The sequence below is a fragment of the Lacticaseibacillus zeae DSM 20178 = KCTC 3804 genome (genome assembly GCF_000260435.1).
Classification (GTDB): Bacteria; Bacillota; Bacilli; order Lactobacillales; family Lactobacillaceae; genus Lacticaseibacillus; species Lacticaseibacillus zeae.
This window is the reverse complement of sequence record NZ_BACQ01000033.1, coordinates 46,066-72,279: the sequence shown is the minus strand read 5'-3', so window position 1 is coordinate 72,279 and position 26,214 is coordinate 46,066. Positions and strand designations below refer to the sequence as shown.

Genomic DNA, 26,214 nt, shown 5'->3' with positions numbered 1-26,214 from the left:
TTTTTATGACTGGTTTGGCTAAAGTCTAATCCGCTGAGGTCATTCAAATCAATATCATCATCATCCGTGGATTCATCCTGCTTTTTAGCCGGTGTCTTTTTGGCTTCATTCGAGGCTTTGGCATCGCTGAAATCCAATCCACTCAAGTCATTAAGATCAACATCGTCAGCATCCGTGTCGGTGTCGTCCGATGATTCAGGTGCAGTGGCGGTCGAAGTAACAGGTGCTAACTTACCATAGCGTTGGCTTGGCAATTTGATTTTATTTTGGTCACGATACAACCAGATGAAACCAAGGGTCCAAAGAATGGCCAGCGCAATTGCCCACCATTGACCGCGAAAAGCCTGCGCAAAGAAGAGACGAAAATCGGGGCCTTCAAATGTTGACCACGAAAGCTGTTGGCCGGCGTGAACCTTAACTGTACCGGTTGATTTGGCTAAATTGGTAATAACTGGCGCAAAATAGGTCGCGCCATATAGAAAAATCGGCGTCGTAATGATCCTAGGGTAATCATCCGCAATAAGTTGGCGCCAGTCAGCAACAATGCCGCATTAACAAAGGATAGATTGATGATGCCGGCAAATGGCAAGACGGTATTATGCGGTAAAATCATCGCAAAAACTAACATGATCGGAACCAAAATAATAACTGTTACCCAAATCTCGTTACGGCCGGCAAGAATTGGCCAATCAAGTCCGATATAAACTTCCCGTCCTTTGAAATGCTTCTGCATAAAGCCGCTCATCGCATCGGCAATCGGCTGTAAGGCCGTCATGAACAGTTTTGAAATCATCGGGAATAATGTCATCGCAGTCGCAGCTTTGACGGCCAAGTTGAGTGAACCGGAAACGGAATATCCCGCTCCAAACCCAAGCAGAACACCAATCAAAGCCCCCATCACGGTATTATCGCCCCAAACCCCGATCCGCTTTTGCAGGGCATCGGCGTCAAACGGCTTGTTCATAATGGGAATAAAATCAAGCAACTTATTGAGTGGCTGTAAGACAACCGCAAACAACGTGACAAAATGCGGCACCGTCACGCCAGGCATTCCGGTTAAGTCCTCAATATGGCGATGCCACATATCGCCGGCTTTCAACTCAAACACGATCTGAAAGCCTGCAACCAGGAAGCCATAGAACGCATTATGCGTAAAATACAGTACCACGACATACGTAAAAATCTTGTTCCAAACGTTCCACATATCAACGTTTAACGTTTTCGTCCAATTAAATGTCAGCATCACAAAATTAATGGCCAGCAACAATGGAAAAAATAAAAACGCGGATTTGTATGACCAAGTAATCGCTGCTACGCCGGTCCAACCAGCATCAATCGCATTCAGGCTTAAATGAAAAAGCTTGGACATTGACTTGGCGGCCGGTGAAATAGCATCCATCATGTAGTTAACAACTAAGGTCATGCCGGAAAAAGCGACCCCTAATGTCAACGCAGCCACAATTGACTTCTTAAATTTCAAACCGGCAACTAAACCGAGAAGTAACATAATCAAAGGGACAAAGACCGGTCCCCCAAGATTCAAGACATAATTAACGACATCTTTTAAAATCGCCACGACTATCCTTCCCCCTCACTGATACAGTCGCAATCGCCAAAATCGTTAAATCACGGTTGCGTCATCACTTATTGGCAGACTGCATATTCTTCAACGCCTGAATAATCTGCTTATAGGATTTTTCGGGGTTCATATTCATGAAGATTGGCATCCCATTGACGACCGCAATGTGATTCTCCTTGGCCAGTTCTTCTAACTGTTGATTAGGCTTGGCAATCCACACATAGACATCATAGTTATGCAAAACTTCCGGTAACTGTTTAAAGTCGGTTGCATCGACCGATACCCCTTTTACTTGATGTGAGTCAAAGAAATCCTTGATTCGACTTGCGGTAACTTCACTTGATGCAACGCCTGATCCACATGCAACAACAATTTTTGCCATAATAACTAATCTCCTTTTTAATCTAAATTATTTATCAACGGCTTGTGCTTTAAACGTGTCGACAAAGAACTGATACATGACGGCAGGATCGGTAATCGACTTAAACTTTTCAACAAATGCCTTATCTTGCAAAAGATCCATGAAAAGCTGCAACAGCCCCACCTGTTGACTCGGATCGGTAATGCCTAAAAAGAACATGGCTGTTGCGTCTTCCGGCTCGTTATAGCCCATTTGCAACACGCGAACGGGTTGCGCATTTTTCACGATTGCAAGAAACGGTTTATTTACATTCACCGGATCAGCATGAGGTAGCATGGCTGAGAGTTCAGGTAGAACGACCCCCGTCGGAAACTTGTCTTCACGGAGATTCAAAGCTTTTTCATAGGAATCTTTGACATAACCGGCTTTTTTAAGTTTCCGGGCAACTTCCCTGAATAAGGTTTTCCGGTCTGGTGCGTCTTCATTTAAGAAAATCAAGTCCTTGTGAATCATTTCGCTATAGTCCATCAGTGATTTTCCTCCTCTTGAATATCCATCAATTTCTGACCCACTTTGAACCTCTATATCTTTTGACACTATTAATGCTAAAACGTTTACACCAATCTGTATATGGTATTATGGTGGTATCAGCTATGTTGGCAATAATTCAAAAATTATCAAGTAACTTTTCCATAATCGTTCAACAAAATTCAATAAAAGGAAATGTTTATGATGTCACAAAGTCCGGCTAAATTTGAACGTTTGAATGACATTATGCGAATTCTACAGGCCCAACCCCAAATCAGTATTGCAAATCTTAGTAAGCAGGTTTTTACAAGTAAATCCACTTTACGCCGCGACTTAATCGAACTGGAAAACAACAACGTCATTCGGCGTCGATACGGGATGATTCAGTTATTACAAGGCAACAACATTGCTTTTACCTATGAAAAAAGGCGTAACGAAAACGCCCAACTCAAGCGACTGATTAGCCAGCAAATTGCGACCAGAATCCCCAGTAACGCCGCATTCTTTATCGACGGCAGTTCCACCTTTTTTAGTCTTCCAGAGCTACTGCATTCGCAAGTCGGTCTACATGTGATTACAAACAACGTTAATATGGGGCTGCAGTTTAACGCCCTAAATAATGTCGAAACCCTCATTGTCGGTGGCAAAATGGCACCGCGAACCGCTTCAACACTTGGCTCAACCGCCGTTCAGCAAATCAGCAGTTTTCGGCCTGATTTTGCCCTTCTATCAACCGGTGCCATTGACGCTACCGGCATTTATGTCGCCAATCCCGAACAGGCAGCCGTCAAAGAAGCCATGATTAAAGCTGCGGACTGTGTCATTTTGGGAATCGATTCAACCAAATTCAATCACCGTGAATTCATTCGCATCACGACCATGAACCAGATTGACGCCATTTTTACCGATAAGCAGCCGTCGACTGAGTACTGTCACCTATTCGAACGCTACCACATCAAGCTCGTCTATCCACATGAGCCAAAATCGTCAACGTAAAGGCAATCAGTGAATCTTCGTGTCGAGCCGCTGATCAATATAAAGATGGCCACAACAAAACTGACCCGCCGTTTGCTTGTTCAAAGCAAACGGCGGGTCAGTCTTTTTGGATCATGTACTAGGAGGTAGCGCTACAGAGCGGCTAACAAAATCAAACTTTCAAGGTAACCTTGCTAATCAACGTGTCACCATGCAGAAATTCCGGATTTGGCGTCAGATCGAAACGACTGGCCAACTGTTCCAAATTCTCATCGGTGATTTCGTTGAGAGTGCGACCACCTTGCGCTTGGATAGCAGTGTAAATTGTTGCCGCTTTTTCAACGGTTTCAATTAAGCCATACGCTTCATCGATGGAGTCGCCTGCACCAAAGATCCCGTGTTGTGGCCACAATACAAGCCGGAACTTCGCCATCTTGTCCGCAGTCGCCTGGCCGATTTCATTGGTTCCCGGGGTCATGTATGGCAAGACGCCAATGCCTTCTGGGAAAACAACGATGGATTCAGCTTGCATCTTCCACAAAATGCGGGAGAACAGCTTTTCTTCTAACGGCAGCGTAAACGACATAGCAACAAGATTGGTTGGGTGGCAGTGCATCACGATGCGCTGATTAGGATCAACCTTGAGCCGCTGGATATGGGTCATCAAATGCGCCGGAAATTCACTGGTCGGTTGACCGCCATCATTAAAGCCCCACAGTAAATCAACGCTGTGACCGTCTTTAGCGATTTGGACCAGCCCGGTATCACGTGCCGGAAAATCCTTCACATTCTTAAAGTAACGGCCCGTGCCGGTGACCAGAAAATACTGGCCAGCCAGTTTGCTTGCGTCAAACTTGATGGGAATGTTGCGCTTAACTTCATGCACATCGCCATAAGGTGCGATTTCGGCTTCAGTTAACCGATAGCTAACGTTACCGCCGTTACGCTCGTCCCAGCCGTGTTGGTAGAGATTCCACGTTACTTTACGCATCTGCGTTACATAAGGTGATTCCGTAAAGCTTTGCGTATATTCTGGATTCAGAAACTGCTTCTTGTTATCCATTAGACGTATTCCTTTCAGAACTTGACAGATTAGTGTACCAAGTTGGTGTCGCGCTTGAACTGAACATCCTTTTCATACTGATGGATGTTGTTCATCCAGTCGAAGCCAACCGGGGTGTTGTGATCCTGGCAGAACTTATCCCAAACAGCACCGAATGGGAAGGACTTCAATTCTTCGGTTTCAATCAAACGAGTGGTGAAGTCCGCATTGAGTTCGTCCTTCTTCAACTGATCGATTGGTGCCAACATTGCCTGCAGCAAGCTCTTTTGCGTAGCACGAGCGCCGACAACCCAAGCAGCAACCCGGTTGATCGTTGCATCAAAGAAGTCAAGACCGATGTGGGTACGATCAAGATAACCGTCACGAACCAAGGAACGGGTAATCCGAATCAAAGCGTCGTCCATGATAACAACGTGGTCAGAGTCCCAACGAACCGGACGAGAAACGTGCATGAACAAACCTTTGCCAAATGGGAAGAATGCGCTGAACTTGTCAGACACATCTTCTGTTGGGTGGAAGTGTCCGGCGTCGATAGTCCAGAGTTTATTCCGGCTGATCGCATAGTTTTGATAGAATTCGTGTGAGCCGGTGGTGTAGGATTCAATCCCGGTACCAAACAGCTTACCTTCGAAGGATTCAATCGTATTCTTTTCCGGAAGCGGATCTTTGATGATTTCATCCAAAGCCTTCAACAAGCGCAGACGAGGGGTCTTCTTGTCAATTGGGTTATCTTTGAAGCCATCTGGGAACCAGAAGTTGTTAACAACCTGGCTACCTAATTTTTCACCGATGTAGTTTGAAATTTCCCGGCTGATCTTGCCGTGACGGATCCAGAAATCACGAACCTTAGGATCCGGTGATGAAACCGTCATGTTGTCTTTAACCATTGGGTGTGAGAAGAAGGTACCGTTAAAGTCGAGGCCAATACCTTCTTGCTTTGCCCAGTCAATCCAATAATCGAAGTCTTCCGGCTCCAAAGTGTCCAAGTCACGCTTTTTGTCGGTTACGGCATAGATGGCGTGCAACTGAACGCGGTGTTTGCCAGGAATCAAGCTCAATGCTTCATGCATGTCGCTAGCTAATTCATCTGGTGTCCGTGCAATACCCGGATAGTTACCGGAAACGCCAATACCACCAGTCAGTTCCTGATTAGGGAACAAGAAACCGTGAATATCATCGCCTTGCCAGCAATGAACTGACAGAGGTACCTTTGCCAATTCCTTCATGGCAGCGTCGGTATCGACACCGATCTCTGCATAACGCTGTTTCGCAACTTCATATGCCTTATCGACTTCTTCTGGTTTAACCATGTGCAAAACGCTCCTTTATTTAAAATAGTTTAAACTGCGTGATACCAAATTGAACAAACGATTCTAATCGAGATGGAAGACTTCATGTAAGTCAACAGCAACTGGGCTGTTGTCTGGATTGGTCTTCATCAATGGCTCCATGTATGCCCACCACTTCTTGCAAATGTCGGTGTTGGCAATTTCGTTATACTTGTCGACATCCGGCACCTCAAGATAAGCGAACAACTCACCATTATCCTTGTTGAGATAAATAGAATAGTTGGTTGCGCCATACTCTTTCAGTGCAGCCTTCATTTCCGGCCACAACTCGTGATGACGCTTTTCGTACTCATCATATTTATCCGGATAGACATACATGATCTGACCGATACGTGCCATGCTTAAACAGCCTCCTTAGACTTTTGATTAATGGTTTTCATGAAGGCTTTGTACTTGGTGAACACACCTGGATAGGCGTTAACATCAGGCTCAAACGTCTTCAAGTCAAACGACTCTTTGATTAGCTTACGGCCAGCCACAACATCTTTGACGGCACCGGTCGTAATCATTTGAACTAGCAGATTGCCAATCGCGGTAGCTTCACTAGGCCCGGCAACGACCTTCATGTTAGCCAAGTCCGCCGTCAGTTGGTTCATGAGGGTGACATTCGAACCACCACCGACGATGTTTAAAGTGTCAATTGGATTGGCAATGATCGTGCTCAGTTTCTCGATCTCATTGGCATAATACAGCGCGAGGTTTTCGTATACGGCACGGGTCAACTCACCTGGGGTCTCCAACTTCGCCTGACCGGTTTCCGCGACATAATTTTGTAGTTCCTTGATCATGTTCTTCGGATTTTCAAACCGTTTATCATTGATGTCAATGAAGACCCGGAACGGCTCAACTTTATCCGCCATGTCAGCTAGTTCATTGAAACTATATTTATCGTTGTACTCCCGCTTGATGCACTGAACAATCCAGAGTCCCATGATGTTCTTCAGGAACCGGTAAGTGCCATATGCACCCCACTCGTTGGTGTAGTTTTCTTTGAAGGCATCCTGACCGTTTTCCGGAGTGTTCAGTTCGGCGCCAAGCAATGACCATGTACCGGAACTCAGGAAGGCCCAGTGATTGCCGAAGCCTGGCGTTCCGATAACGGCACTGGCAGTGTCATGGGTGGCAACCGTGATGACATCCGTTTCCGGAATATCATACTTGAGATGCCACTTATGGCTGATCTTCCCAAGCGGTGTGCCTGATTCAACTAACTCAGGGAATTGATCTTGTGCGACATTGACTTCTTTCAGCAAATCCTTATCGAACAATCCCTGCCGCAAGCTCAGCATCTGGGTGGTTGAAGCATTCGTGACTTCAGTGACCGCATTACCGGTTAAAACATAACCAATGTAGTCGGGAATCATCAGAATCTTGTCAGCCTTAGCCAAGTCATCGCGTTCTTCGGTGTACAGCTGATACAGGGTGTTGAAGTTTTGAAACTGAATACCGGTCTTTTCATAGATGTAAGACTTTGGTAAATCAGTTGTCAGCTGGCTGATTGCCTGATTTGTCCGAGCGTCACGGTAACTAACCGGATCATGCATCTTCTTGCCATCGGCGCCAACTAGTACATAGTCAACTGCCCAGGTATCAATCCCTAGGTCAACCAGGGTATAGCCCATCTTTTTGACTTTTTCCAAACCAGCGAAGATTTCATTAATGATGTGATCGATTTGCCACCGGTCATGACCGTCTTCATTTTTGAAGCCGTTCTTAAACCGATGAACTTCCGTTAGTTTCAGCTGACCATCAACAACAGCGCCAAGCATCAGTCGCCCGCTTGAAGCACCAATGTCAACTGCTACGTATGCTTTCATACATTGCACCTCTTTTTAAAATTAGTGATAAGTCTATTTATCAGGGTTCATCATTTGTTGTGCGACTGACCCGTCAGCACCTTTCCCGGCACCGTCGCGATCAGCTTTGGCTTTTTCATCATCGGTCAAGAACTTGTCACCATATTGTTCGCGGGTGATTTCTTCCAGACTCTTGCCCCGCGTCTTGGGTGTCCAAATTGTCCCGATGACCAGTGATACCAACAACAAACCAATCATGAAGGTTCCGGCAACGGTGAAGCCCAAGCTGCTAAGAATAGCTGGGAAAATAATGGACCAGACACCGGCACTTGCCCGAACGATGAAGAACATGACACCTTGTGAACCGGCACGGAACTGCGTTGGGAAGAGCTCGGTCGCCCATAATGCGTACCAAGCCTGAGCACCAATTCCGGCGCTAATGCCCCAAAGTGCAACGAAGGCCCATAGGCTCCATGACTGTGCCATGCCGGCATAAGTCAGGATAATCCATGAAGCGGCAGCCATTGCCGCACCAACGAAGAAGAAGATTCGGTGATTAGCGCGATCGCCATACTTAGCAAAGCCAAAGTACGTTGCCAATGCGGTCAGGATCCACAGAACAGCCTGCAACATGTTAGCTTCCTGGTTGGATAGGCCACCTGCTGTTTCATAAACATATGGCATGAAGAAGCCCATCGCCCCGGCAACCAAGTTCCAGAACATGTAGACACCGACCAAGAAGAACAGCCACTTGATTGACGTATGATTAGAAAACAGCGTCCGATATGGATGTGACTTTTTCCCTGACGCTTTTTCAAATGCCTTCCGATCTGTCCATGCTTGAGATTCGCCCAAGCCACGCTGCAATAACCATGCAATAAACGCAATCACAGTCAGCAAGCCGAACAATATCCGGTTACCTAAGAGACCGATTGGTGCAAGAATGGTCCCGAGAATGAAAATAACTGCAGGTCCTAACGACCAAGCAAACTGCGAAACGCCGATATTCTTAGCCCGATTATTGTCTTGCGATGTTTCGGAAATATAAGTCCAGCTTGCCGGAACACCAGCACCAACTGCTAAACCGGTAATCAGAAATCCTGTGAGTAACATCGGGAAGCTCACAGCGAACATGACTAAGATCGTCCCTAACATGTAAACCAACATGTCATAGGTGTAAATTAACTTACGACCAAACTTATCAGACAGCGGACCGCCAATCAGCGCCCCTAATGCCGCCCCGAATGCGTTCGCAGAGAGCGCACCGAGTAACCCGACTTGGAAGCTGTTGAGCCCAAAATGCTGCGTCCACAACGTCAAGCCACTGGCGCCGGCAACAATACTGCCTGAATCCAGGAAATTCGTGATCGAAACACGAATCGTGGATTTCAATGAGCCTTTTTCTGAAGCCATTGTGTTACCTCCTGAACATTTATAATTTTGTCATCGCTTACAGTTCACATTTAACCGCTTACATGGTATGGTCACAATGGCAGATAAATATCAGGAGTGGAACATAATTACAGGAGGCCATCATGGAACTAACTGTCTTAAAGCAACTTGAAAGTCTAACTGACATCGAAAAACAGCAAAAAGAGCACCAGATCTTCAGCGACGATATCCCGCCAACTGCAATTGACCTGCAGGACACAAAAGAGTTTAATGTCCCGGTTTTAAACAATTACTTCTTCCGGAATCACGCGATTTACGTCAGCAAGCACAATCGCTTTGCGCCGTACCCACTGCACACCCACCAATTTTTTGAAATGAATTATATGTTACAAGGCAACGCCAACGAAACGGTCAATGGTGATCGCGTGCACCTGTCACAAGGCGATGTCCTCCTATTGGACATCGGCAGCGAACACTCGATTGATGCGCTAGGCGAAAAAGATATTCTCATTAACGTGCTTTTCCGTGACCGCAACATCTCACTCGACTTTCTCAACCAGATCCAAAGTCAGCAAAGTGTCCTGTACGACTTCATGATTAACCACTTACGGGAAAAGAAAACTGAGAAACGCTACATGATTTTCCGCAGCGGCATGCACGATATTCGCACATCGCTGGAGCGCATCATCGAAGAATATTTCCGCCCGCGAGCATTCTCCGACACCATTATTCAAGCGGAATTAACGGTGTTGATTGCTGAACTGATCCGCGGCGATGAGCCAACCATCGAAGATCCATCACCGGCGCAAAAGCTTGCCGTTAAGCTTCTTAACGACATTCATGAGCATTACCGCGACTTGTCGCTAGAAGACCTTGCCAATAAATATGCCTATAACAAGAACTACTTGGGTAACCTGTTTTCCAAAGAAGTCGGCAAAACTTTTTCCGAAGCCTTAACAGAAGAACGGCTTATCAATGCCCGCCGCCTCATTCAAAACACCAAGAAGCCGATTAGCGAAATCTGCCTTGAAGTCGGCATCAGTAACAAGAGCTTCTTCTATCACAAGTATCACGATCTTTTCGGCAATACGCCTAAGGATGATCGCAAGCATACCAATGGTTACATCTCGCCCAGCCGCACCAACCCGCCATTAACCATTCTGTAGATATGTTCCGACATGTTTCACATTTCGATCGGATAAGCCCTTCGGTAAAACGCTTTCAACGTGAAACGAAAAAAGTCAAATATTTTCCGGGACATATCCTCATATATTTAAGCGCCGCTCTTGATAAAAATATGAATTGTGAAAGAATGAACGTGTAATCAATTTATAAGCGAATGAAGGAGCGATTTTTATGAAAATTACAGCAGCTGTTGTTGACAAAAAAGGTGCCGATTTTGAAATTCGCGACGATGTTGAACTAGCGCCGATGGGTCCCGACGACCTGCAGGTGCACATGGTTGCCACTGGTATTTGCCACTCTGACGAAGCGTTGCGGATTGGTGACGCTGTTATTGGCTATCCAATCGTCCTTGGCCATGAAGGTTCCGGTATTGTCGAAAAGGTCGGCCCGGAAGTCACCCAGTTCAAGCCAGGCGATCACGTTGTCTTGAGTTTCTATGCTTGCGGCAACTGCAAGAACTGTTTACGTGGCATCCCAACACAGTGCTTGAATTATGCTCACAACAACCTGTCTGGTACCCGTCCGGACGGCTCGGCGCACTTCACGGAAAATGGTAAACCGGTGGCTGACATGTTCGACCAAAGCTCCTTCACCACCACCACCGTTGTTCGTGAGCGGAACGCCGTTAAGGTTGATAAAGATCTCGACTTACGCAAACTGGGACCGTTGGGCTGCGGCTATGTCACTGGTTCCGGTACCGTTTTGAACACCTTGAAGCCAAAGCCGGGTGATACCATTGCGGTTACCGGTACTGGCGCGGTTGGCCTGGCTGCGATGATGGCCGGCAAGATTTCCGGTTGCACCAAGGTTATTGCGATCGATATTGTTGATTCGCGGTTGCAGCTGGCTAAAGAGCTGGGTGCGACGGATGTTGTTAACAGTAAAGAAGAAGATCCGGTTGAAGCCGTTAAGAAGTTGACTGGCGGCCTCGGGGTTGACTGGGCTGTTGATACGACTGGTGTTAAGGCGGTTATGGAAGATACGATCCAGATGCTGGCTCAAGGCGGTACCACAGCAACGATTGCGGTTACCCCTCATCACATTGATGTGGATACCTGGAATGATCTGTGCGTCAATGACAAGAAGATTGTCGGCGTTAACATGGGCGATTCGATTCCGCAAATTGATGTGCCGCGGTTGATTGAATTTTACAAGCAAGGCATGTTTGATTTTGACAAGACCGAGAAGTTCTATTCATTCGATCAGATTAACGAAGCTAACGCGGATTCCCGTTCTGGTAAGACGATCAAGCCGGTGCTGGTGATTGATAAGGATTATGTGCCTGGGAAATAACAGTTTAGGCTGATCGTTCTGTCACCGTGCCAAACTCCGCAATCTCCGGCCAGATGTGGGCTGGCGACCGCGAAGCTAGAGGGGTGGGCACGACTTTGAGCCTCAGCAAAGCCCGCTGAGGCTCAAAGCTCGGCCTTGTACTACGCCGGGAAGATCGCCCGGCTAGTACAATTTCACAGCTGAGCCCCATCTGGCCTCCGATTGCTACGCTTTGGCGCTTGGGCTTGTTACTAAGTTTCTTAACTTTCTTCAAAAACACTTGATGTTTGTATTTTTACCCCTCATCCAATCAAAAAGCCTGTCATATTCGCAAATTTTGTTTGCGAGATGACAGGCTTTTTTCTAGTTTTTACAGTGCCTTGCTTAGTCTGGTTCGTCCCAGAATTTTAGTGGAATGATGTTGCCGGCGTTCATCGTATTTTTGGGGTCGAAGCTCTTAAGGAGTGTTTTGAGGACCCAGTAGGAGCTGCCGTATTCTTCTTTGATGAATGGGGCGCGGGCTTTGCCGACGCCGTGGTGGTGGGACATGGTGCCGCCGCGTTTGAGGGTTTCTTCCACGATGATTTTGTTGATCGGATCGTGGTAGCGGGCCATTTCGCCGGCGGGGTCATCTTCTGCATCGATGAAGGCATAGACAAAGTACAGGTTCGTGCCGTTGACATAGCTGTGCGAAGAGTGACCGCCGATGCCGTATAGGTTCGGAATTTCTTTTTTCACTCGCGCTGTCACGGCTTCAAAAATATTGGCAATTTCATGCCAGTTAGCAGCCACTTCGGTCGTGAAGCCGACGAATGGTGTTTTCTCGAGTTGATTGACTTCAGCGTCGGCTTCTTTTTGCGTCCACGTTAGATGTTTGAACCAATCAATGATTTCATCTAGCGGCTCGTATGGCTGCGTCTGGTCGGATGCTTCGACCATTGCCTTGATAGCGCCAGCCGTGGCGTCGCTGAGTGGTTGTGGACCTTCTGTTCGGAAAATCAGCACCGGTTTTTCGGCGTGTTTTGGATAAAACTGGCTCCAATCCTGAGCATCGTAAAGGCGAACGACCGATGGCCGATAGCCGGTTGCGACAATGTCACGCAACAGATGAAAACCTTCACGCATGGTGTCGACGGTATAGGCCAGATAATGATACGTGTCCGGTAAATACGGGAACAGTTTGACGGTGACTTCAGTGATGAACGCAAGGCTGCCTTCGTTGCCGATAAACACATGGCGAATATCGGGACCGACTGAGCGCCGCGGCACATTTTTAATCCGCACGATGCGGCCATCTGGCATGACGGCTTCCAAACCGACCACCATGTCTTCGATTCCGCCATACAAGGTCGATAGTTGCCCAATGCTGCGGGTGGCCACCAAACCGCCAAAATCGGCTAACGGCTGCGACTGCGGCAAGTGGCCGGTGGTGTAGCCTTTTTCATTCAGCCAATCCTCGGCCTGCTTTAAGGGTACTCCGGCCTGAACAGTTAGTTGCATATCTTCCGGGTCGAACTTCAAAATTTGGTTTAAGCGCGATCCATCCACAATGATGTGCGGTTCGCGGGCACTTTCCAATCCGCGCTCAATCTCTGACCCGCCTGTACGCGGAATCACGTTCACGCCCGTGTCATTGGCATATTTCAATACAGCCGCCACCTGTTCAACATTTTCCGGATAAACAATCGCGACCGGAATCGGTGCCTGGTAAATTTTCCGGGCCCGGGGATATTTCCGATAAAAGTCAAGGCTGGCATAGTTTAGCTGGTCTGGATCCACATTGACCTGATCACGGCTGGTTAACTGGATCAGTTGTTGCACAATTGCATCTTTTGTAACGGTATCCATTAGATTCACCTCGTTTACTTTCAATCCCAACTGGCAATCAACGGTTCGCCGACTTTGCCGCGCTCGGCAACGCCGTTAATGGTTTGAAGGTCTTTAAACACGGGATCGGTTAATTGATGCAGGTTCTTGTACTTTTCATATACTTTGGCATATTGCGCCACTGCATCTGCTTGCGGCGCAAAGCTATCGGCCGGCTTCACCATCGCCGCAATGGCATCGTCATACGTGCGATATTCGCCAATGCCAACCGCCGCGTTGATCGCGGCTCCCAACCCGGCCGCGTCGGTAATCACATTGCGCTGCGCTGGCAAGTTGAAAATGTCGGCAATCAGCTGCATGAAAATGTCATTCTGCGCACCACCGCCTGTGACCACCAGCCGATCAACTTTGCGATCCAATTCCTTCAGCATCGCTGTTGAGTAATCCAGCAGGTTAAAGGCAAGTCCTTCAAGAATCGAACGGAACATGTGCCCGCGGTTATGCCGCTCATCCAGGCCGATAAACGCGCCTTTTCTAAACGGGCGATCCGCAGCCGGTTGCCAGTCCAAAATCGTCAGCAAACCATCACTGCCAGGCGGAACCGTGGCCGCTTCTCGGGTCAGCACATCCAAAGTGGATTCATGGGTAGCATCCCCAATCCCCTGAAATTGTTTGGCGAACCAGCTGACCGTCCACATCCCGCGATAAACGCCATTGCTCTCATACAAATATTCATCAGGGACATCCGCAAAATTGGTCCAGTAGTAACGGGTTGTCCCGAACGGATGATTCTCATTGCCCTGCAACATGGAAGTGGTATAGGTGCCTAGCGACAGCAGGAGATCCGGACCGGTTTTCAGCCCTGCGCCCAGTGCTTCCACCGCCTTGTCATTGGCAGTAGCGATCACCGGCAAGCCCTTCGGCAAACCGGTTGCCGCGGCCGTTTCTTCCGTCACATTGCCTAAAATGCCGCCGGGCTTAACCAGTTTGAACAAAGAAGTCCGCGGTAGATTAAGGAAATCAAACATCATGTCCTCATCGGTCCAGTCCCACTTATCCATATCAATTGGCCACGTGCCAATATAACTAGCCGCCGTGTCAATGCGATTCCCGGTCAGTCGGTAAGCCAGATAGCCGGTGCTTGCGGTCACATACACCGCATCGTCAGTCGTTTTTTCATAGATCTGGTGCGCCCGGTCGTCCATCCAGCTAATGGCCGGTTGGGCTAAGTCGCCATTTGCCTTTAAAACCAACCGATTAAAGCGAATGCTGCCTAATCCAATCGCCAGAATTTCATTCACGTCACCGTCAAACTTCGCCATCAACGCTCTGCTGGCGGCTTGCAGTGACGTCCACAAATCATCATCAGGATGCTCAACCACCCCGCCAGCTGCGGTATGCAACGGTTTTAGCGGCTGATGCTCCTGCCACAATGCGTTCCCCTGCAAATCAAAAATCGTCAATTTGTTACTCTGCGTCCCTTGATCAATGGCCAGTATATAGCGATCCATTCAACTCGCCCCTTTCGGATATAGCCGAAACATACGCGGTCGACAGCAAACACCTCGTAAAAATTACCAAATCCGCCAGTCTGTTTCGGCCTTTTAGTCGTAAAAAGAGCGCGCCTCCCTATTTTCAAGGATTGCGCGCTCTTTTTGCTCTGCGCTAATTTTGCCATAAGGTGGTATTTGTGGTGGAAATGCCAGTTGCCCCAGCAGCCAAGTCGGCCATAATCGCTTCTTTTGTGCTGATCAAACCACTACTGATGAGCGGCACGTCGGTTTCATGGGTAATCCAGGAAACCGCCTGAGGCATAATGCCCGGCATCACGTCAATCATATCGGCATGCCCGACATCATACTGCCGCTGCATCGTATACAGCGTCCGCGAATCGATCAAAAAGAAACGGTGAACGGTCAACATTTTCTTCTGCCGGGCCACGGCCAGCAAGTGTCCCTTGGAGCTCAAAATGCCATCTGCATCGGTTGTTTTGGCAATGAATTCAACGGCACTGGGGCGGCTCGCCAGCCCTTCAACCAGATCCACGTCGACAAACACGATCTTCTTGGCTGCTTTTAGCTGCGCCACGATATCCCCAATGTTAGGAATTGACCCATACAAGGTAAAGACAACTTTGACATCTGCGGTCAAGGCAGCATTTAAGCCTTTATCATCCTGAATCCCGGCAATCACCGGATTCGCCGCGACAACATCTTGCAGTTGCATGATGCGCTCCCTTCAAAAGAATGAGCGTGAGTCGGCGCGGTTAGGGACCTGCGTCGACGAACGCGTTAATGCGGGTATCGCAAGTCCCGCTTCAACCCACCAAATGGTATGCCCCACGTTACTAAGCTTTTCCTCTCACTAACGGCGGTTACTCTGCTAATGCGTGGGTCTGATAATCCTTTGAATACTGATCCACCGCGCGCATGGCCGCAACAATTGCTTCCGGTGACGTATCAAACCGCAATTGGTCAATGCCAGTCCAAGCTGCCGCAGCATCATTAGCCACCAGCATCAACTCATCGTCGGTCGCATCTTCCCAACCAAGATCTTCTAACGTGGTTGGCAGCCCAACCTGCAAGAAGAAGTGCAGATAATGATTAATCACAGCAGTCTCGGCATTTTCCATCAACAGTTGCGTCAGTAGTGAATACGCCACTTTCTCCCCGTGCATCAAATGCTTACCCTTCTTCAACGCCGGGAATGAGTTTTGCAAAGCATGTGCCAAGCTAGTGCCGCCGCTTTCAAAGCCTAGGCCGCTCATTAAAATGTTGGCTTCAATGACCGCTTCCAGCGCCGGTGTAACCACCTTGGCTTTGTTGGCTTCAAAGGCTTGGGCGCCAAACTCAAAAATCGTATCCGTTGACGCCTGGGCAATTTTCATCGCCGTGATCGTGCCGATGCCTTGCGCATTGGTAAAGCCGTGGATGTCGCCAACTGCTTTGGCTTCAACATAAGTCGACAGCGCATCACCAAAGCCGGACGCCAAGAACCGCGGAGGCGCCTGACTGATGACAGCTGGATCAACCAAAACCAAATCCGGACTCTTGGTGTGGAACTGGTAGGCATTAAACGTACCATCTTCGTTGTACAGCACCGACAGCCGGGAAATCGGCGCATCCGTCGACGCCAGCGTCGGGATGATCACGGTGTAAATGTTCAAATGCTGGCCAATCTCTTTGGCAGTATCGAGCGTTTTGCCACCGCCAATGCCGATCACAAAATCCGGCGTATCCTTGATTTCATCAATTGCCTTTTGGATCTCTTCCGGTGAAGCCTCACCGCCAAACATCAACTTGGTCACGGTATAGTCATTGTCCTTCAGATAATCAATGAACCGATCGCCAACCAAGCCATACACATTCTCATCACCGACAATCACCGCTTTGGAACCGTACCGGCTTAAATACGGATCCGCGTTAAACAAAATGTTCTTAGCCTGAATATAATTCGATGGACTGATAAAAATCTTCGGCAAATCGATTTGCATTACTCGCGCCTCCTGAATCAGCCAAACGTCTCGTTGAGTTCATCAATCAATTTGTTCATGCTTGCTTCGTCACTGTGCACTTGCGGAATAGCAATCAGTTGCTCCAGCGACAGATTCTTGACCATTACAACGCCTGGGTTGGTTGATGCGCCGGCAACATATTTATCGACAACCTTCATGTACCGCTTGTCAGCCAACAGTTCCGACAACTTGGTATCCTTACTGAACTTAGCCATGGTTATGCTCCTCCTCTTTCTTAAACCTTTGGCATTAACGCGCTCACAGTCGCAGAAATCTCCGTGTAAGGACCTCGAGCCTAAATGGCCAAAGCCCAGCCATTTAGGCTCGAGGCCACTTACACTCCGATTTCTAAGCGCTCCTGTTCGCGCTCATTAAAAAAGAGAGATAACCTAAACTGGTATACACGAAATACCAGCGGTTATCTCTTTTCTTCTCTCTAACCAACTGAAGCTTATAACAGCGCTTTCATTTTGTCAATTTAAGTGACTCGATTTTCCCGTTTATTTAGTCGCTGCGGTTGACATTTATAATTTTCGTTTGTTAGTATCGATTCAATATTTTAATTTTGTTTATTACCGGAGGCAATGATTTATGCTAGCTAATGCAAAACTCAAAGTTCACCAATTGCTTGCCAAGATGACCAGTTTTGGCACCTCACGCAAAACTGGTATAGGTGCTTAGCCATGTTGCAATACATATATCGACTACTGGTGATTTCAGGACTGGCTTTCGTCGCTTACTTTGCTTATGATGCGCACGTCTTTACACCAGGAAAAAAGATTAATCTGAAGCGGGATTTGGTGCTGGGCCTGATTTTTTTGGTTTTGCTGTTTGTGACAGCTTATGTTAGCAAGTTTGTTAATAAGTAATGGCAGTGCGATCTTTATAAACGATCCATCCCTTCCTGATAGTCGTCAAAGTTGCTATAGTGATGCACACGTCCTGCCGCTAGATCAGCTTCTGCTTGTTTGGTTGCTTTATCAAGCGGACTCAGAGCTGATGGCGTGAATGGCAAACCCTTATCAGTGATGACTTGCTTCAAAAAAACATTGATGGCTGTTGACATGTCCATCCCCATTTCGCTAAGCACCATCCTGGCATCGGCTTTAGTTTTGCGATCTACTCGGATCGTTAACGTTGTCTTATTTTTCATGGTCATTAAACTCACCTCAATTTAGATTGATATCAAATTGTACTAACAAACCGCTTACATTGTCTATATAATTCTAATCTTTGTTTGAACCTTCGAGCAAAAATCCCATCGTGTTTACATTGGGAAATGTCCATGATACAATACGTTTACCAGTTAGAAAGGAGTCTTTGTCAATGGCGACTACAAAAAAGGAAACTCGATTAAACATTCGCATTGATCCCGAATTAAAAGAAGCCGCGCAAGATGTTGCAAGCGATATGGGAATTGATTTGTCTGCTGCTGTCAACATGTTCATTGTCAAAATGGTCAAAGATCACGCATTACCATTTACACCAACCAGTTTACCAGTCGAAACTCTGCAAGCACTTAAGGAAGCAAAGCACTCCGACAAACTAAAGAAGTATCGCACCCCCGATGACATGTGGGAGGACTTAGATGTATAGCTTAACGCCTACGCCAACCTTTAAGCGCGACGTTAAACGGCTAGCTAAGAAACATTGGCCGTTAGATGATCTCAAAACTGCCATTAATCTTCTTGTTACGGGAACAAACGCAGAAACATTGCGTTCAAGATACGCAGATCACGCATTATCTTCAAGTAGTGATTGGAGAGGATATAGAGAGTTACATGTAAACGGGCCCAAGGGCGACTGGCTGCTCATCTATAAAGTCGAACAGCAAAATCTTTTGCTAACCCTAGTCAGGACTGGATCGCACAAGGACCTTTTGGGGAGGTAACGGTAATCAAACTTTCTGACAAACTTTGACACCAACATGCAAGGCGAAGACAAAAAATGTCTTCGCCTTTTCTCGTCTATCTAGCTTCCTTAGATATTTTTAACCTTTTCAAACCGAAGCCGAATTGACAAGGTTCATCGGCTTTTTTCAGCTATTCATGAATAATTTCCTTATTGACATCATAATATGACACGGTATATTTAATTGTGTACAATGTTAATGGCGTAAACGTTGTGCATGATGTGGCGGGGAAATTTTCGCTTTCTTTTGAACGCAACTGTCATCTTGGCAATGAAAAATCGCATGCGCGTCATGTCGTGCAAAACATTTTTCACATTTGCCTTGGTCTTTCAAGAAAGAGGGTATTTCATGTTTAAGCACACTCGAAAGTTGCAATACAACGCGAAACCAGATCGTCCGGATCCATTGATGGCGCGCCGGCTGCAGGAATCACTTGGCGGCCAGTGGGGCGAAGTGACAGGGATGATGTCGTACCTGTCGCAAGGTTGGTCGTCCACCGGCAGTGAAAAGTATAAAGATCTGCTGCTGGATACCGGTACCGAAGAAATCGCCCACGTCGAAATGATTTCGACAATGATCGCGCGGCTGCTGGAAGGCGCCCCGATTTATGCGGAAGCCGATGCGTACAAGTCTGATCCCGCATTGGCTGCGGTCATGGGTGGCATGGATCCTGAGCACGCCATTGTGCATGGGATGACCGCTAGTTTGAACAACCCCAATGGTGCTGCGTGGAATGCGGGTTACGCCACTTCTAGCGGTAACTTGGTAGCGGATATGCGTTTCAACGTTGTCCGTGAATCCGAAGCCCGCCTGCAAGTTAGCCGACTGTATTACATGACCCGCGATGAAGGGATCCGCGACATGCTCAAGTTCCTTTTGGCACGCGAAACCCAACATCAGCTGCAATTTATGAAGGCACAGGAAGAGCTGGAGGACAAGTACGGTGTCGTCGTACCAGGTGACATGAAAGACATCGAACACACCAAATTCTCCCATGTGCTGATGAACTTCTCAGACGGTGACGGCTCGCGGGCCTTTGAAGGTCAAGTCGCCAAAGACGGCGAAAAGTTCACCTACCAGGAAGATCCTGAAGCCATGGGCGGTGTGCCGACATTCAAACCGGCCGATCCGCATCTTCATAACGATCAAGGATAATCAGATCAAGCGCTCCTTAAACACTAAGATCGGTGGCTGAAACAAAAACCTGCTAGTATGCAAACTGCGCAGACTTGTGATTAAGACGGTGCCGACTGTTTTATCTGCTTGTTTCAGCCCGGTCAAGTCACGCCCCGCCACATGCCCCCTCAATTAGCAAAGTAACGTTCCGGCAAGGACTGGTTTTAACCAGTTGCTTGCCGGATTTTTTTTGAAAAGATTTCGATTATGCACCGCAACTACCTAGAGTAAACCGGTTTTACACCATTTTTACCTGCGTTGGTGGATGAAACCCTTATACTGAGATTGAAGACATATTAACGCGTTCAACGGCGCAGAAGTCTGCGTGTAAGGACCTCAGGCGCAATGGCCAAGAACGGGCCATCACGCCTGAGGCCACTTACACTCCGACTTCTAACCGCGCCGTTTCACGCTCACGCTCAGGAGGTACTCTTACATGCATAAAAGTTGGTGGCAGGAAGCAGTGGTTTATCAGGTGTATCCGCGTAGTTTTCAGGATAGCAATGGCGATGGCGTCGGCGATTTACCGGGAATCATTCAACATCTGGACTACATCAAGCAACTCGGTGCCGATGTCATCTGGCTCAACCCAATTTACAAATCACCCAATGCCGATAATGGTTATGACATTGCGGATTACCAGCAAATCATGCCTGAGTTTGGGACGATGGCTGACTTTAAGCGGTTGTTGAAAGAAGCCCATGCGCGCGACTTGAAAATTATGATGGACTTGGTTGTCAACCACACGTCCGACGAACACCCCTGGTTTCAAGCGGCCAAACAAAGCCGCACGGATCCCCACCACGACTGGTACATCTGGCGTGATCCGGTTGATGGGCATGCCCCAACCAATTGGCGCGCGGATTTTGGCGGATCAGCATGGACTTATGTACCGGAAGTTGGCCAGTATTATCTCCATCTCTTCGCCGTCAAACAACCGGACCTCAACTGGCAAAATCCGGCTGTACGTGACGCCGTGTTCAATATGATGACGTGGTGGTGCCAACAAGGCATTGATGGTTTTCGGATGGACGTCATTAATCTGATCTCCAAACCTGACAAATTTGAAGACGATCCGCACCTCTTTGAACAGCCCAACGGCAATTCATTGGGCTTGATTGCCAACGGTCCGCACGTGCACGATTATTTGCGGGCGATGAATCAAAAGGTGCTGAGCAAGTATGACCTCATGACAGTTGGCGAAGCGCCCGGTGTCACACCTTCACTAGCGCTCAAGTACACCGGATTTGACCGCCATGAACTGGAGATGGTCTTCCAATTCAAACATGTCGGCCTCGATAATGATCCACAATTCGGTAAGTGGTCGCTGCATCGGCCAAAGTTGACTGACCTCAAGCGCGTCTTGTCTGATTGGCAAACCGCCTTGCATGGGAAAGCCTGGAATAGCCTCTACTGGGACAATCACGATCAAGCCCGCGCCGTTTCCCGCTTCGGCGATGACCGCCCGGCTTTTCGGGTTCGGTCCGCCAAAATGCTCGCCGCCACATTGCGTTTTCTCGAAGGCACCCCTTACATTTATCAAGGTGAAGAGCTCGGCATGACCAATGTTGCTTTTCCATCCATTCACGATTATCGCGATCTTGACACATTGAATGCCTGGCACGAGTTGGTTGACCAGCAACATGCTTTGACGCCGGACGATATGCTGAAAAGAATCCACCGCCGTTCGCGGGATAATGCTCGTACACCGATGCAATGGACGGCGGAAAATCAGGCCGGGTTCACCCGCGGCACCCGGTGGCTGGCGGTCAATTCGAATCACACCACAATCAATGCCGCTGCGGCCTTAGCCGATCCAGACTCGGTCTTCTTCTTTTATCAAAAACTCAACCGCCTGCGCAAACAGTATCCGAGTTTGATCGTTTATGGCGACTACACCTTACTCGATCCGGATGACGCCGAGGTCTATATGTATCAGCGTCACGCCGCTGATCAGGAATTGTTGGTTGTCAGCAACTTCACTGACCAGACACTCACGCGGAACATCACCGACCGCCAGCCGCAAGCTTCCCAGGTGCTGATTAGCAATTATGCCGATGACGCCGGTGACACGCTGCGACCTTATGAAGTTAAGGCATATCTGGGCAAAAGGTGATCTTAAAGGCGAAAGCACAGGCGCGACAAGCTGTCTCACATAACGTCACGCTTTCACCCAACATGAATAACATAAACAACATAACAACGTCACAATTTCGTCACAACTGCTCGGTAGTATTAACAACATAGAAATGAGCCACCCACTCATTCCTACAAACCCCAACCCAACTTTTTCATTTTTACTCCTCCAAAGTAGAAATCGCCGATCGGTTTCCCAGCCGGTCGGCCAATACATAACAAAACCCGCTGTTTGCTGAGACAGCGGGTTTTTTGTGCGAACGCGTTATGGAGAGCGGAAGTAAAGCCCTCAATAGCACAATTTCCAGGAAGTGAGGCCTTGGCCATTTACGTTTGAGGTTCTTACACGTAGATTTCAGCGACTACGAACACGCAAGCGGCAAAAGTGTAGTCACATGGACAAGACTGTTGTAGCAAGATTGTCTTTCATGCTACAATAAACCACGAAGAGGAGCACTGGTTAGGCCCAGCACTCCTCCTCTGGCAGAGTTAGTTGTTTCAGACAGCTGGCATTAAAGTAAAAACAGTCAAAGGACCGTCAGACTTCGGACCAGAAATCTATTGACGGTCTTTTTGATTGCCTAAAATTGCTTTCACAACATCAATGATGAATGCAGCCAGTGCTAGTGTAAACATAGCAAAGGTCAGCATCAGCATTAATGCGTCAGCAACGGACAATAGGGCACCTCCTTCCGTATAGATTTTGATCATCGCACATAGGCGACCACCTCACAATACGTTGGATTTGCCAAACCGCCATATTAACTTCTCTGTTGCAACCATCATATCATATGAATCGCAAAAACGCCTACAGCCGCAATGGTTACAGGCGTTTTTTATTCACCGCAATTTTGCGGTTTTACTTTTCTCTAACATGCTTAAAATACAGGCCGCCGATCACGACGCTCATGAGGATCACGCCACCAATGATCGGTAGGCTCTTAAAGATCAAGTCGCCAGCTTGTGGTAACGACTGGTCTTCGCGATCTTGCTTCGACTTTTTATCATCGTCCGTTTTCTGCACAGAAGGCACTTCTTGAGACGCTGACGAAGTTTCTGCAGCTTGGTGACCGTCAAGCTGATCAAAGGCCGCTTGCAATGCTTTTTCTGCCTGATCAACAGCCGACTGGTTGGCCTGCGAATCGGCTAAAATCCACTGAGCTTCCTGTAACGCCTGATCGAACGCCTGCTTTTTGGCCACGCTTGCCAACGAATAGCGATCGGTCTTCTTAGTATCAAGTGCCCGATCAATTAGCGTTTTTAAATCATCTTTTTGCACCACCGGAACTGCCTCTGCTGCTTCAAAGGCGCCGATCGTCGGATGTTGAAAATTGATCAGCTTGCCGGCAAAGTCTTGACTGATCGGGAACTTCTCCTTCACTGCTGCTGGCGTCAGTTCATCGACATTGACCCCGGCGTTGGCAGCCGGCGACTTGGCTTGTGGAACAAAAGCTGCCAACCCAGTGCGATCAAACGTGCCATCCGCCTGCTGAATCAGTCCACTTGGCTTAGCCCCAGCATCTACCAACTGCGGATCAGCAAAAATATTGCCACTCACATCAACGGTTCCGGCATGGCTCTCATCCATCAGCGCCTGTGGGTAAAACAAGTTGTGATCCAAGCGCCCTTCGGTAAAGACCGGGCGTTTCGTGCCATTTTGGTTCACCACAAAGCGCGGCACATTGCCACTCGGTGCGTAAACCAGATTATTAACAAACCGAATTCCCGTCTGGCCGTTGTTGGAAATCATCAGGTTCTTCACGGCTTTGCCGACAATGAACGTGTTGTTGTTGAACAGCGGGAAACCATCGATGCCATCAGCCTTACCTGAAACCACGAAAATCAGATGATTCAACGCAGGCGATGGTACGTCCTTCACATCGTTCACACTGAGGTTATAGCGGAAAACATTGTCCGTTTGGTGGTCGCCCATAAATAGCGTGAACCCGCCAGAATTGTCGTGGGAGTAATTGTACTGATAGACCCCTTTGGATGCAAACCCGTCAAAATCAAACGCCGCACCATCGAGGTAATGGTTGGGAATGTCAAACACTTCATTATACTGGGCTAAATTGTATTCCCCGCCCATGAACCACAATCCGGCAAAGTTTTTGCTGGCACCGGCTGCGTTTTTGGAGTTCGGCATACTGTTGGCGGCCTGCACCGTATTATACTCGGCGGTGCCATTTTCACTGGAACTAATGACGATCCCGTCACCGGCACTGTTACGAATGTAATTATGTCTAAAAATGGTTTTGGCGCTGGCCTGAAAAGAGTATTGATCCCAACCGCCGGGCAAAACCGAGGCGTTGGCATCGTTACGCAGGCCCTCATTAGCAACGTCCGTGATTACATTATGCGTTGCGGTCGCATCGGTATTGCCGACAATAACAATACCCCCGGAATTTTTACCGGCCGCCACCAATTTCCCCGTCTGATCGGGAATCAGGTCACTTTGATAAGCGCCATCGACGTTGTGCACGTTGTTATTGGTAATTGTGATCCCCGTGCGGTGCGATGCTTTAAAAATCGCCAGCTTTTGCTGAACCGCCGCGGCATCGTTCCCACTTGGATATGCGGTCTGAATGTCTGACGCGACCAAAATGCCAATCCGCATCCCTTGCCGATTCCCATCACCTGCAGTATTCGTCACCTCCAAGTCAGAAATCGTCCAGTGATTCGCATTCCACAGTTCAACGGTTCCGGTCATTAAATTGAGATTGCTCAACTTACGCTCGTGATAGGGATTTTTGTTGGCTGTTGTCCCTAAGCCATTGATAATCGCCTTTTTGCCTGTGCCGCCTTGATTGTAACTGCCAATGGTAATCGGCGCTGTGCTAGTGCCGTCACCGTTCTTGGCGCCATCCAGGATCAGCTGGCCATTCCAAACACTATTGGCATCAAAAAGAATGCGGTCGCCCGGTTGAAACTTCGTCGCCGCGACCTTCTCCAGCGATTGCCACGGCTGATCGGCAGATAGCCCGTCATGACTGTCACTGCCGTTGTTGGCCACATAAAATGTTCGCGGCCCGGCAGCTAACGAACGTTGCGGCGCCTGCCCGTTGATCATCACCGCCAACCCCAGCAACGCCAGCAAAAATACCCAAACTTTTCCTTGTGTCACCCGCCATCGTTTCATGATGTCCCTCCATTTCAGGCAAAGGTTTCCTTAGCAAGCTGCGCCGGATCACCTTGCACCTCGGCTTGTTTAGCTCGCTTTTCTAACGTCTTCGCCAGTTGCGCTTGCAAAATCTTAGCCGTTACATCTTCTTTCACATCAGAAAAAGGAATAAATCCACCCTTTGCTGATGCTGTGACCCGCACCAAACTCATTTTTTGATCCGACAACCACGCCGCAAAAATCTGCCCGACATGACCGGTCTGATCGTTGGTTGCCCGTAAATAGGCACCATAGTATTGGTCAGCATCATGCAACGAGTCATTTTGCCCAAGCTGGCCGTGAAAACCTGTGGCAACAAATGCTTTTTGCACACTAGCCAGATCGGTTTGCTGCCCATTAAATCGCTGAATCAAATCCGTGAACTCACTAAGGTTGCTGATCTTCCCGCGTTCAAAAGTCAGCGTCTCATAATGAATCAGATCAGGCCGCGCCCAGTACTTACTTTTATTCTGCCGATAAAAAGTGACCTGCTGTTGACTCGTCACCGACTTGCGATGCGCCTTGACGTATTGCGCCTGCAATTTGAGTATCAACTCGCGATGCTGTTTCTGCGCCGCGGCCATCCCCGTCAAATCGGCACCGGTGCCTTGCGTCTTCTTCAAGGCATCAAACTCCGCCAGCGGTTTCGTCAGCAGCTTGGCCTTCACCAACGCCTGATCCTCAATCACAAACTGCTTCATTTTATTCATCGCTTGCACTTGAGCAGCTTGCTGCGGCGTCTGGCGTCCGTACTTGGTTTGCCAAAATTGTGCGTTGTACTTAGCGTGATATTTTGTCACATAACGATTGACCGTCAGCGCTTTTTCATTCTGCAAAAAGAGGCGGTAAACTTTTGCCGACATCGATGTGCCTGCAACGGATAGCGCGTCGGCTGGTTTAAGCACATCGCAGCCACCGATTAAGCTGGCAAGGATGCTGAGTAGAAAAAGCGGCACCCACTTCCATCGCTTCGCTTTCATCTTTTTCAT

At 48.2% G+C, this 26,214-nt stretch carries 24 protein-coding genes and 1 pseudogene; 8 read left to right on the top strand and 17 right to left on the bottom strand.

The window, feature by feature from the left end; genetic code table 11:
* From GSO_RS15755 to GSO_RS07640, 3 genes and pseudogenes are all read right to left on the bottom strand, one after another.
* A pseudogene (locus tag GSO_RS15755) lies at nt 1-1,576 on the bottom strand (PTS galactitol transporter subunit IIC); the annotation flags it as partial.
* Nucleotides 1,577-1,640: 64 nt separating this feature from the next.
* Nucleotides 1,641-1,961 (bottom strand): PTS sugar transporter subunit IIB, encoded by a 321-nt coding sequence (locus GSO_RS07645; protein WP_010490761.1) that lies wholly within the window; start codon nt 1,959-1,961, stop codon nt 1,641-1,643.
* A 27-nt stretch (nt 1,962-1,988) separates the two neighbouring features.
* Nucleotides 1,989-2,468, bottom strand: a complete 480-nt coding sequence (locus tag GSO_RS07640; RefSeq protein WP_010490760.1) for a PTS sugar transporter subunit IIA — start codon at nt 2,466-2,468, stop codon at nt 1,989-1,991.
* A 204-nt stretch (nt 2,469-2,672) separates the two neighbouring features.
* On the opposite strand from GSO_RS07640, the gene GSO_RS07635 reads away from it, so the two are divergent.
* The gene (locus tag GSO_RS07635; RefSeq protein ID WP_010490758.1) at nt 2,673-3,464 is read left to right on the top strand and encodes a DeoR/GlpR family DNA-binding transcription regulator; all 792 of its coding nucleotides are present in this window, start codon (nt 2,673-2,675) and stop codon (nt 3,462-3,464) included.
* Between the two features lie 151 nt (nt 3,465-3,615).
* Here GSO_RS07635 and rhaD read toward each other — a convergent pair whose 3' ends face one another.
* From rhaD to GSO_RS15750, 5 genes are all read right to left on the bottom strand, one after another.
* Nucleotides 3,616-4,506 carry a rhamnulose-1-phosphate aldolase gene (rhaD, locus tag GSO_RS07630; RefSeq protein WP_010490756.1) on the bottom strand — a complete coding sequence of 297 codons (891 nt, stop codon included), beginning with the start codon at nt 4,504-4,506 and terminating at the stop codon, nt 3,616-3,618.
* Between the two features lie 29 nt (nt 4,507-4,535).
* Nucleotides 4,536-5,816 carry an L-rhamnose isomerase gene (locus tag GSO_RS07625; protein ID WP_010490754.1) on the bottom strand — a complete coding sequence of 427 codons (1,281 nt, stop codon included), beginning with the start codon at nt 5,814-5,816 and terminating at the stop codon, nt 4,536-4,538.
* Nucleotides 5,817-5,879: 63 nt separating this feature from the next.
* On the bottom strand, nt 5,880-6,194 hold the full coding sequence (gene rhaM, locus GSO_RS07620; protein WP_010490752.1) for an L-rhamnose mutarotase: 315 nt from the start codon (nt 6,192-6,194) through the stop codon (nt 5,880-5,882).
* A 2-nt stretch (nt 6,195-6,196) separates the two neighbouring features.
* Complete coding sequence (rhaB, locus tag GSO_RS07615) at nt 6,197-7,672, bottom strand: rhamnulokinase (RefSeq protein ID WP_010490750.1); 1,476 nt, start codon at nt 7,670-7,672, stop codon at nt 6,197-6,199.
* Nucleotides 7,673-7,705: 33 nt separating this feature from the next.
* A complete protein-coding gene (locus GSO_RS15750; protein WP_010490748.1) occupies nt 7,706-9,064 on the bottom strand; it encodes an MFS transporter in 1,359 nt (452 codons plus the stop codon).
* 122 nt (nt 9,065-9,186) lie between these two features.
* Here GSO_RS15750 and GSO_RS07605 point away from each other — a divergent pair, with 122 nt between their 5' ends.
* Nucleotides 9,187-10,209, top strand: coding sequence for an AraC family transcriptional regulator (locus tag GSO_RS07605; protein ID WP_010490745.1), 1,023 nt, complete (start codon nt 9,187-9,189; stop codon nt 10,207-10,209).
* 190 nt (nt 10,210-10,399) lie between these two features.
* On the top strand, nt 10,400-11,521 hold the full coding sequence (locus tag GSO_RS07600) for an NAD(P)-dependent alcohol dehydrogenase (protein WP_010490744.1): 1,122 nt from the start codon (nt 10,400-10,402) through the stop codon (nt 11,519-11,521).
* A 363-nt stretch (nt 11,522-11,884) separates the two neighbouring features.
* Here GSO_RS07600 and GSO_RS07595 read toward each other — a convergent pair whose 3' ends face one another.
* The 5 genes from GSO_RS07595 to GSO_RS07575 all read right to left on the bottom strand — a co-directional run bounded on the left by GSO_RS07595 (nt 11,885) and on the right by GSO_RS07575 (nt 17,056).
* Nucleotides 11,885-13,348, bottom strand: a complete 1,464-nt coding sequence (locus GSO_RS07595) for an FAD-binding oxidoreductase (protein ID WP_010490742.1) — start codon at nt 13,346-13,348, stop codon at nt 11,885-11,887.
* A gap of 20 nt (nt 13,349-13,368) precedes the next feature.
* A complete protein-coding gene (locus tag GSO_RS15745) occupies nt 13,369-14,838 on the bottom strand; it encodes an FGGY-family carbohydrate kinase (protein WP_010490740.1) in 1,470 nt (489 codons plus the stop codon).
* 154 nt (nt 14,839-14,992) lie between these two features.
* Nucleotides 14,993-15,553 carry a glycerol-3-phosphate responsive antiterminator gene (locus GSO_RS07585; protein ID WP_010490738.1) on the bottom strand — a complete coding sequence of 187 codons (561 nt, stop codon included), beginning with the start codon at nt 15,551-15,553 and terminating at the stop codon, nt 14,993-14,995.
* Nucleotides 15,554-15,701: 148 nt separating this feature from the next.
* Nucleotides 15,702-16,820 (bottom strand): glycerol dehydrogenase, encoded by a 1,119-nt coding sequence (locus GSO_RS07580; protein ID WP_010490736.1) that lies wholly within the window; start codon nt 16,818-16,820, stop codon nt 15,702-15,704.
* Nucleotides 16,821-16,837: 17 nt separating this feature from the next.
* Nucleotides 16,838-17,056: a hypothetical protein gene (locus GSO_RS07575; RefSeq protein WP_010490734.1), complete on the bottom strand. Its 219-nt coding sequence runs from the start codon at nt 17,054-17,056 to the stop codon at nt 16,838-16,840.
* A 468-nt stretch (nt 17,057-17,524) separates the two neighbouring features.
* Here GSO_RS07575 and GSO_RS07565 point away from each other — a divergent pair, with 468 nt between their 5' ends.
* Nucleotides 17,525-17,710, top strand: coding sequence for a hypothetical protein (locus tag GSO_RS07565; RefSeq protein WP_010490732.1), 186 nt, complete (start codon nt 17,525-17,527; stop codon nt 17,708-17,710).
* A gap of 14 nt (nt 17,711-17,724) precedes the next feature.
* Here GSO_RS07565 and GSO_RS07560 read toward each other — a convergent pair whose 3' ends face one another.
* Nucleotides 17,725-18,000, bottom strand: coding sequence for a type II toxin-antitoxin system RelB/DinJ family antitoxin (locus GSO_RS07560; protein WP_010490731.1), 276 nt, complete (start codon nt 17,998-18,000; stop codon nt 17,725-17,727).
* 167 nt (nt 18,001-18,167) lie between these two features.
* Between GSO_RS07560 and GSO_RS07555 the strand changes: the two genes are divergently transcribed.
* The 4 genes from GSO_RS07555 to GSO_RS07535 all read left to right on the top strand — a co-directional run bounded on the left by GSO_RS07555 (nt 18,168) and on the right by GSO_RS07535 (nt 22,045).
* The gene (locus GSO_RS07555; protein ID WP_010490728.1) at nt 18,168-18,437 is read left to right on the top strand and encodes a type II toxin-antitoxin system RelB/DinJ family antitoxin; all 270 of its coding nucleotides are present in this window, start codon (nt 18,168-18,170) and stop codon (nt 18,435-18,437) included.
* Complete coding sequence (locus tag GSO_RS07550) at nt 18,430-18,732, top strand: type II toxin-antitoxin system YafQ family toxin (protein ID WP_010490726.1); 303 nt, start codon at nt 18,430-18,432, stop codon at nt 18,730-18,732. The genes GSO_RS07555 and GSO_RS07550 overlap by 8 nt, the downstream gene beginning before the upstream one ends.
* 369 nt (nt 18,733-19,101) lie before the next feature.
* Nucleotides 19,102-19,908 (top strand): manganese catalase, encoded by an 807-nt coding sequence (locus GSO_RS07545; protein ID WP_010490725.1) that lies wholly within the window; start codon nt 19,102-19,104, stop codon nt 19,906-19,908.
* 457 nt (nt 19,909-20,365) lie between these two features.
* Nucleotides 20,366-22,045 (top strand): glycoside hydrolase family 13 protein, encoded by a 1,680-nt coding sequence (locus GSO_RS07535; RefSeq protein WP_010490724.1) that lies wholly within the window; start codon nt 20,366-20,368, stop codon nt 22,043-22,045.
* Between the two features lie 578 nt (nt 22,046-22,623).
* On the opposite strand, the gene GSO_RS15740 is transcribed toward GSO_RS07535, so the two are convergent.
* From GSO_RS15740 to GSO_RS07520, 3 genes are all read right to left on the bottom strand, one after another.
* A complete protein-coding gene (locus GSO_RS15740; protein ID WP_010490723.1) occupies nt 22,624-22,743 on the bottom strand; it encodes a putative holin-like toxin in 120 nt (39 codons plus the stop codon).
* A 181-nt stretch (nt 22,744-22,924) separates the two neighbouring features.
* The gene (locus GSO_RS07525; protein ID WP_010490722.1) at nt 22,925-25,204 is read right to left on the bottom strand and encodes a right-handed parallel beta-helix repeat-containing protein; all 2,280 of its coding nucleotides are present in this window, start codon (nt 25,202-25,204) and stop codon (nt 22,925-22,927) included.
* 14 nt (nt 25,205-25,218) lie between these two features.
* Nucleotides 25,219-26,214, bottom strand: coding sequence for a hypothetical protein (locus GSO_RS07520; protein WP_010490721.1), 996 nt, complete (start codon nt 26,212-26,214; stop codon nt 25,219-25,221).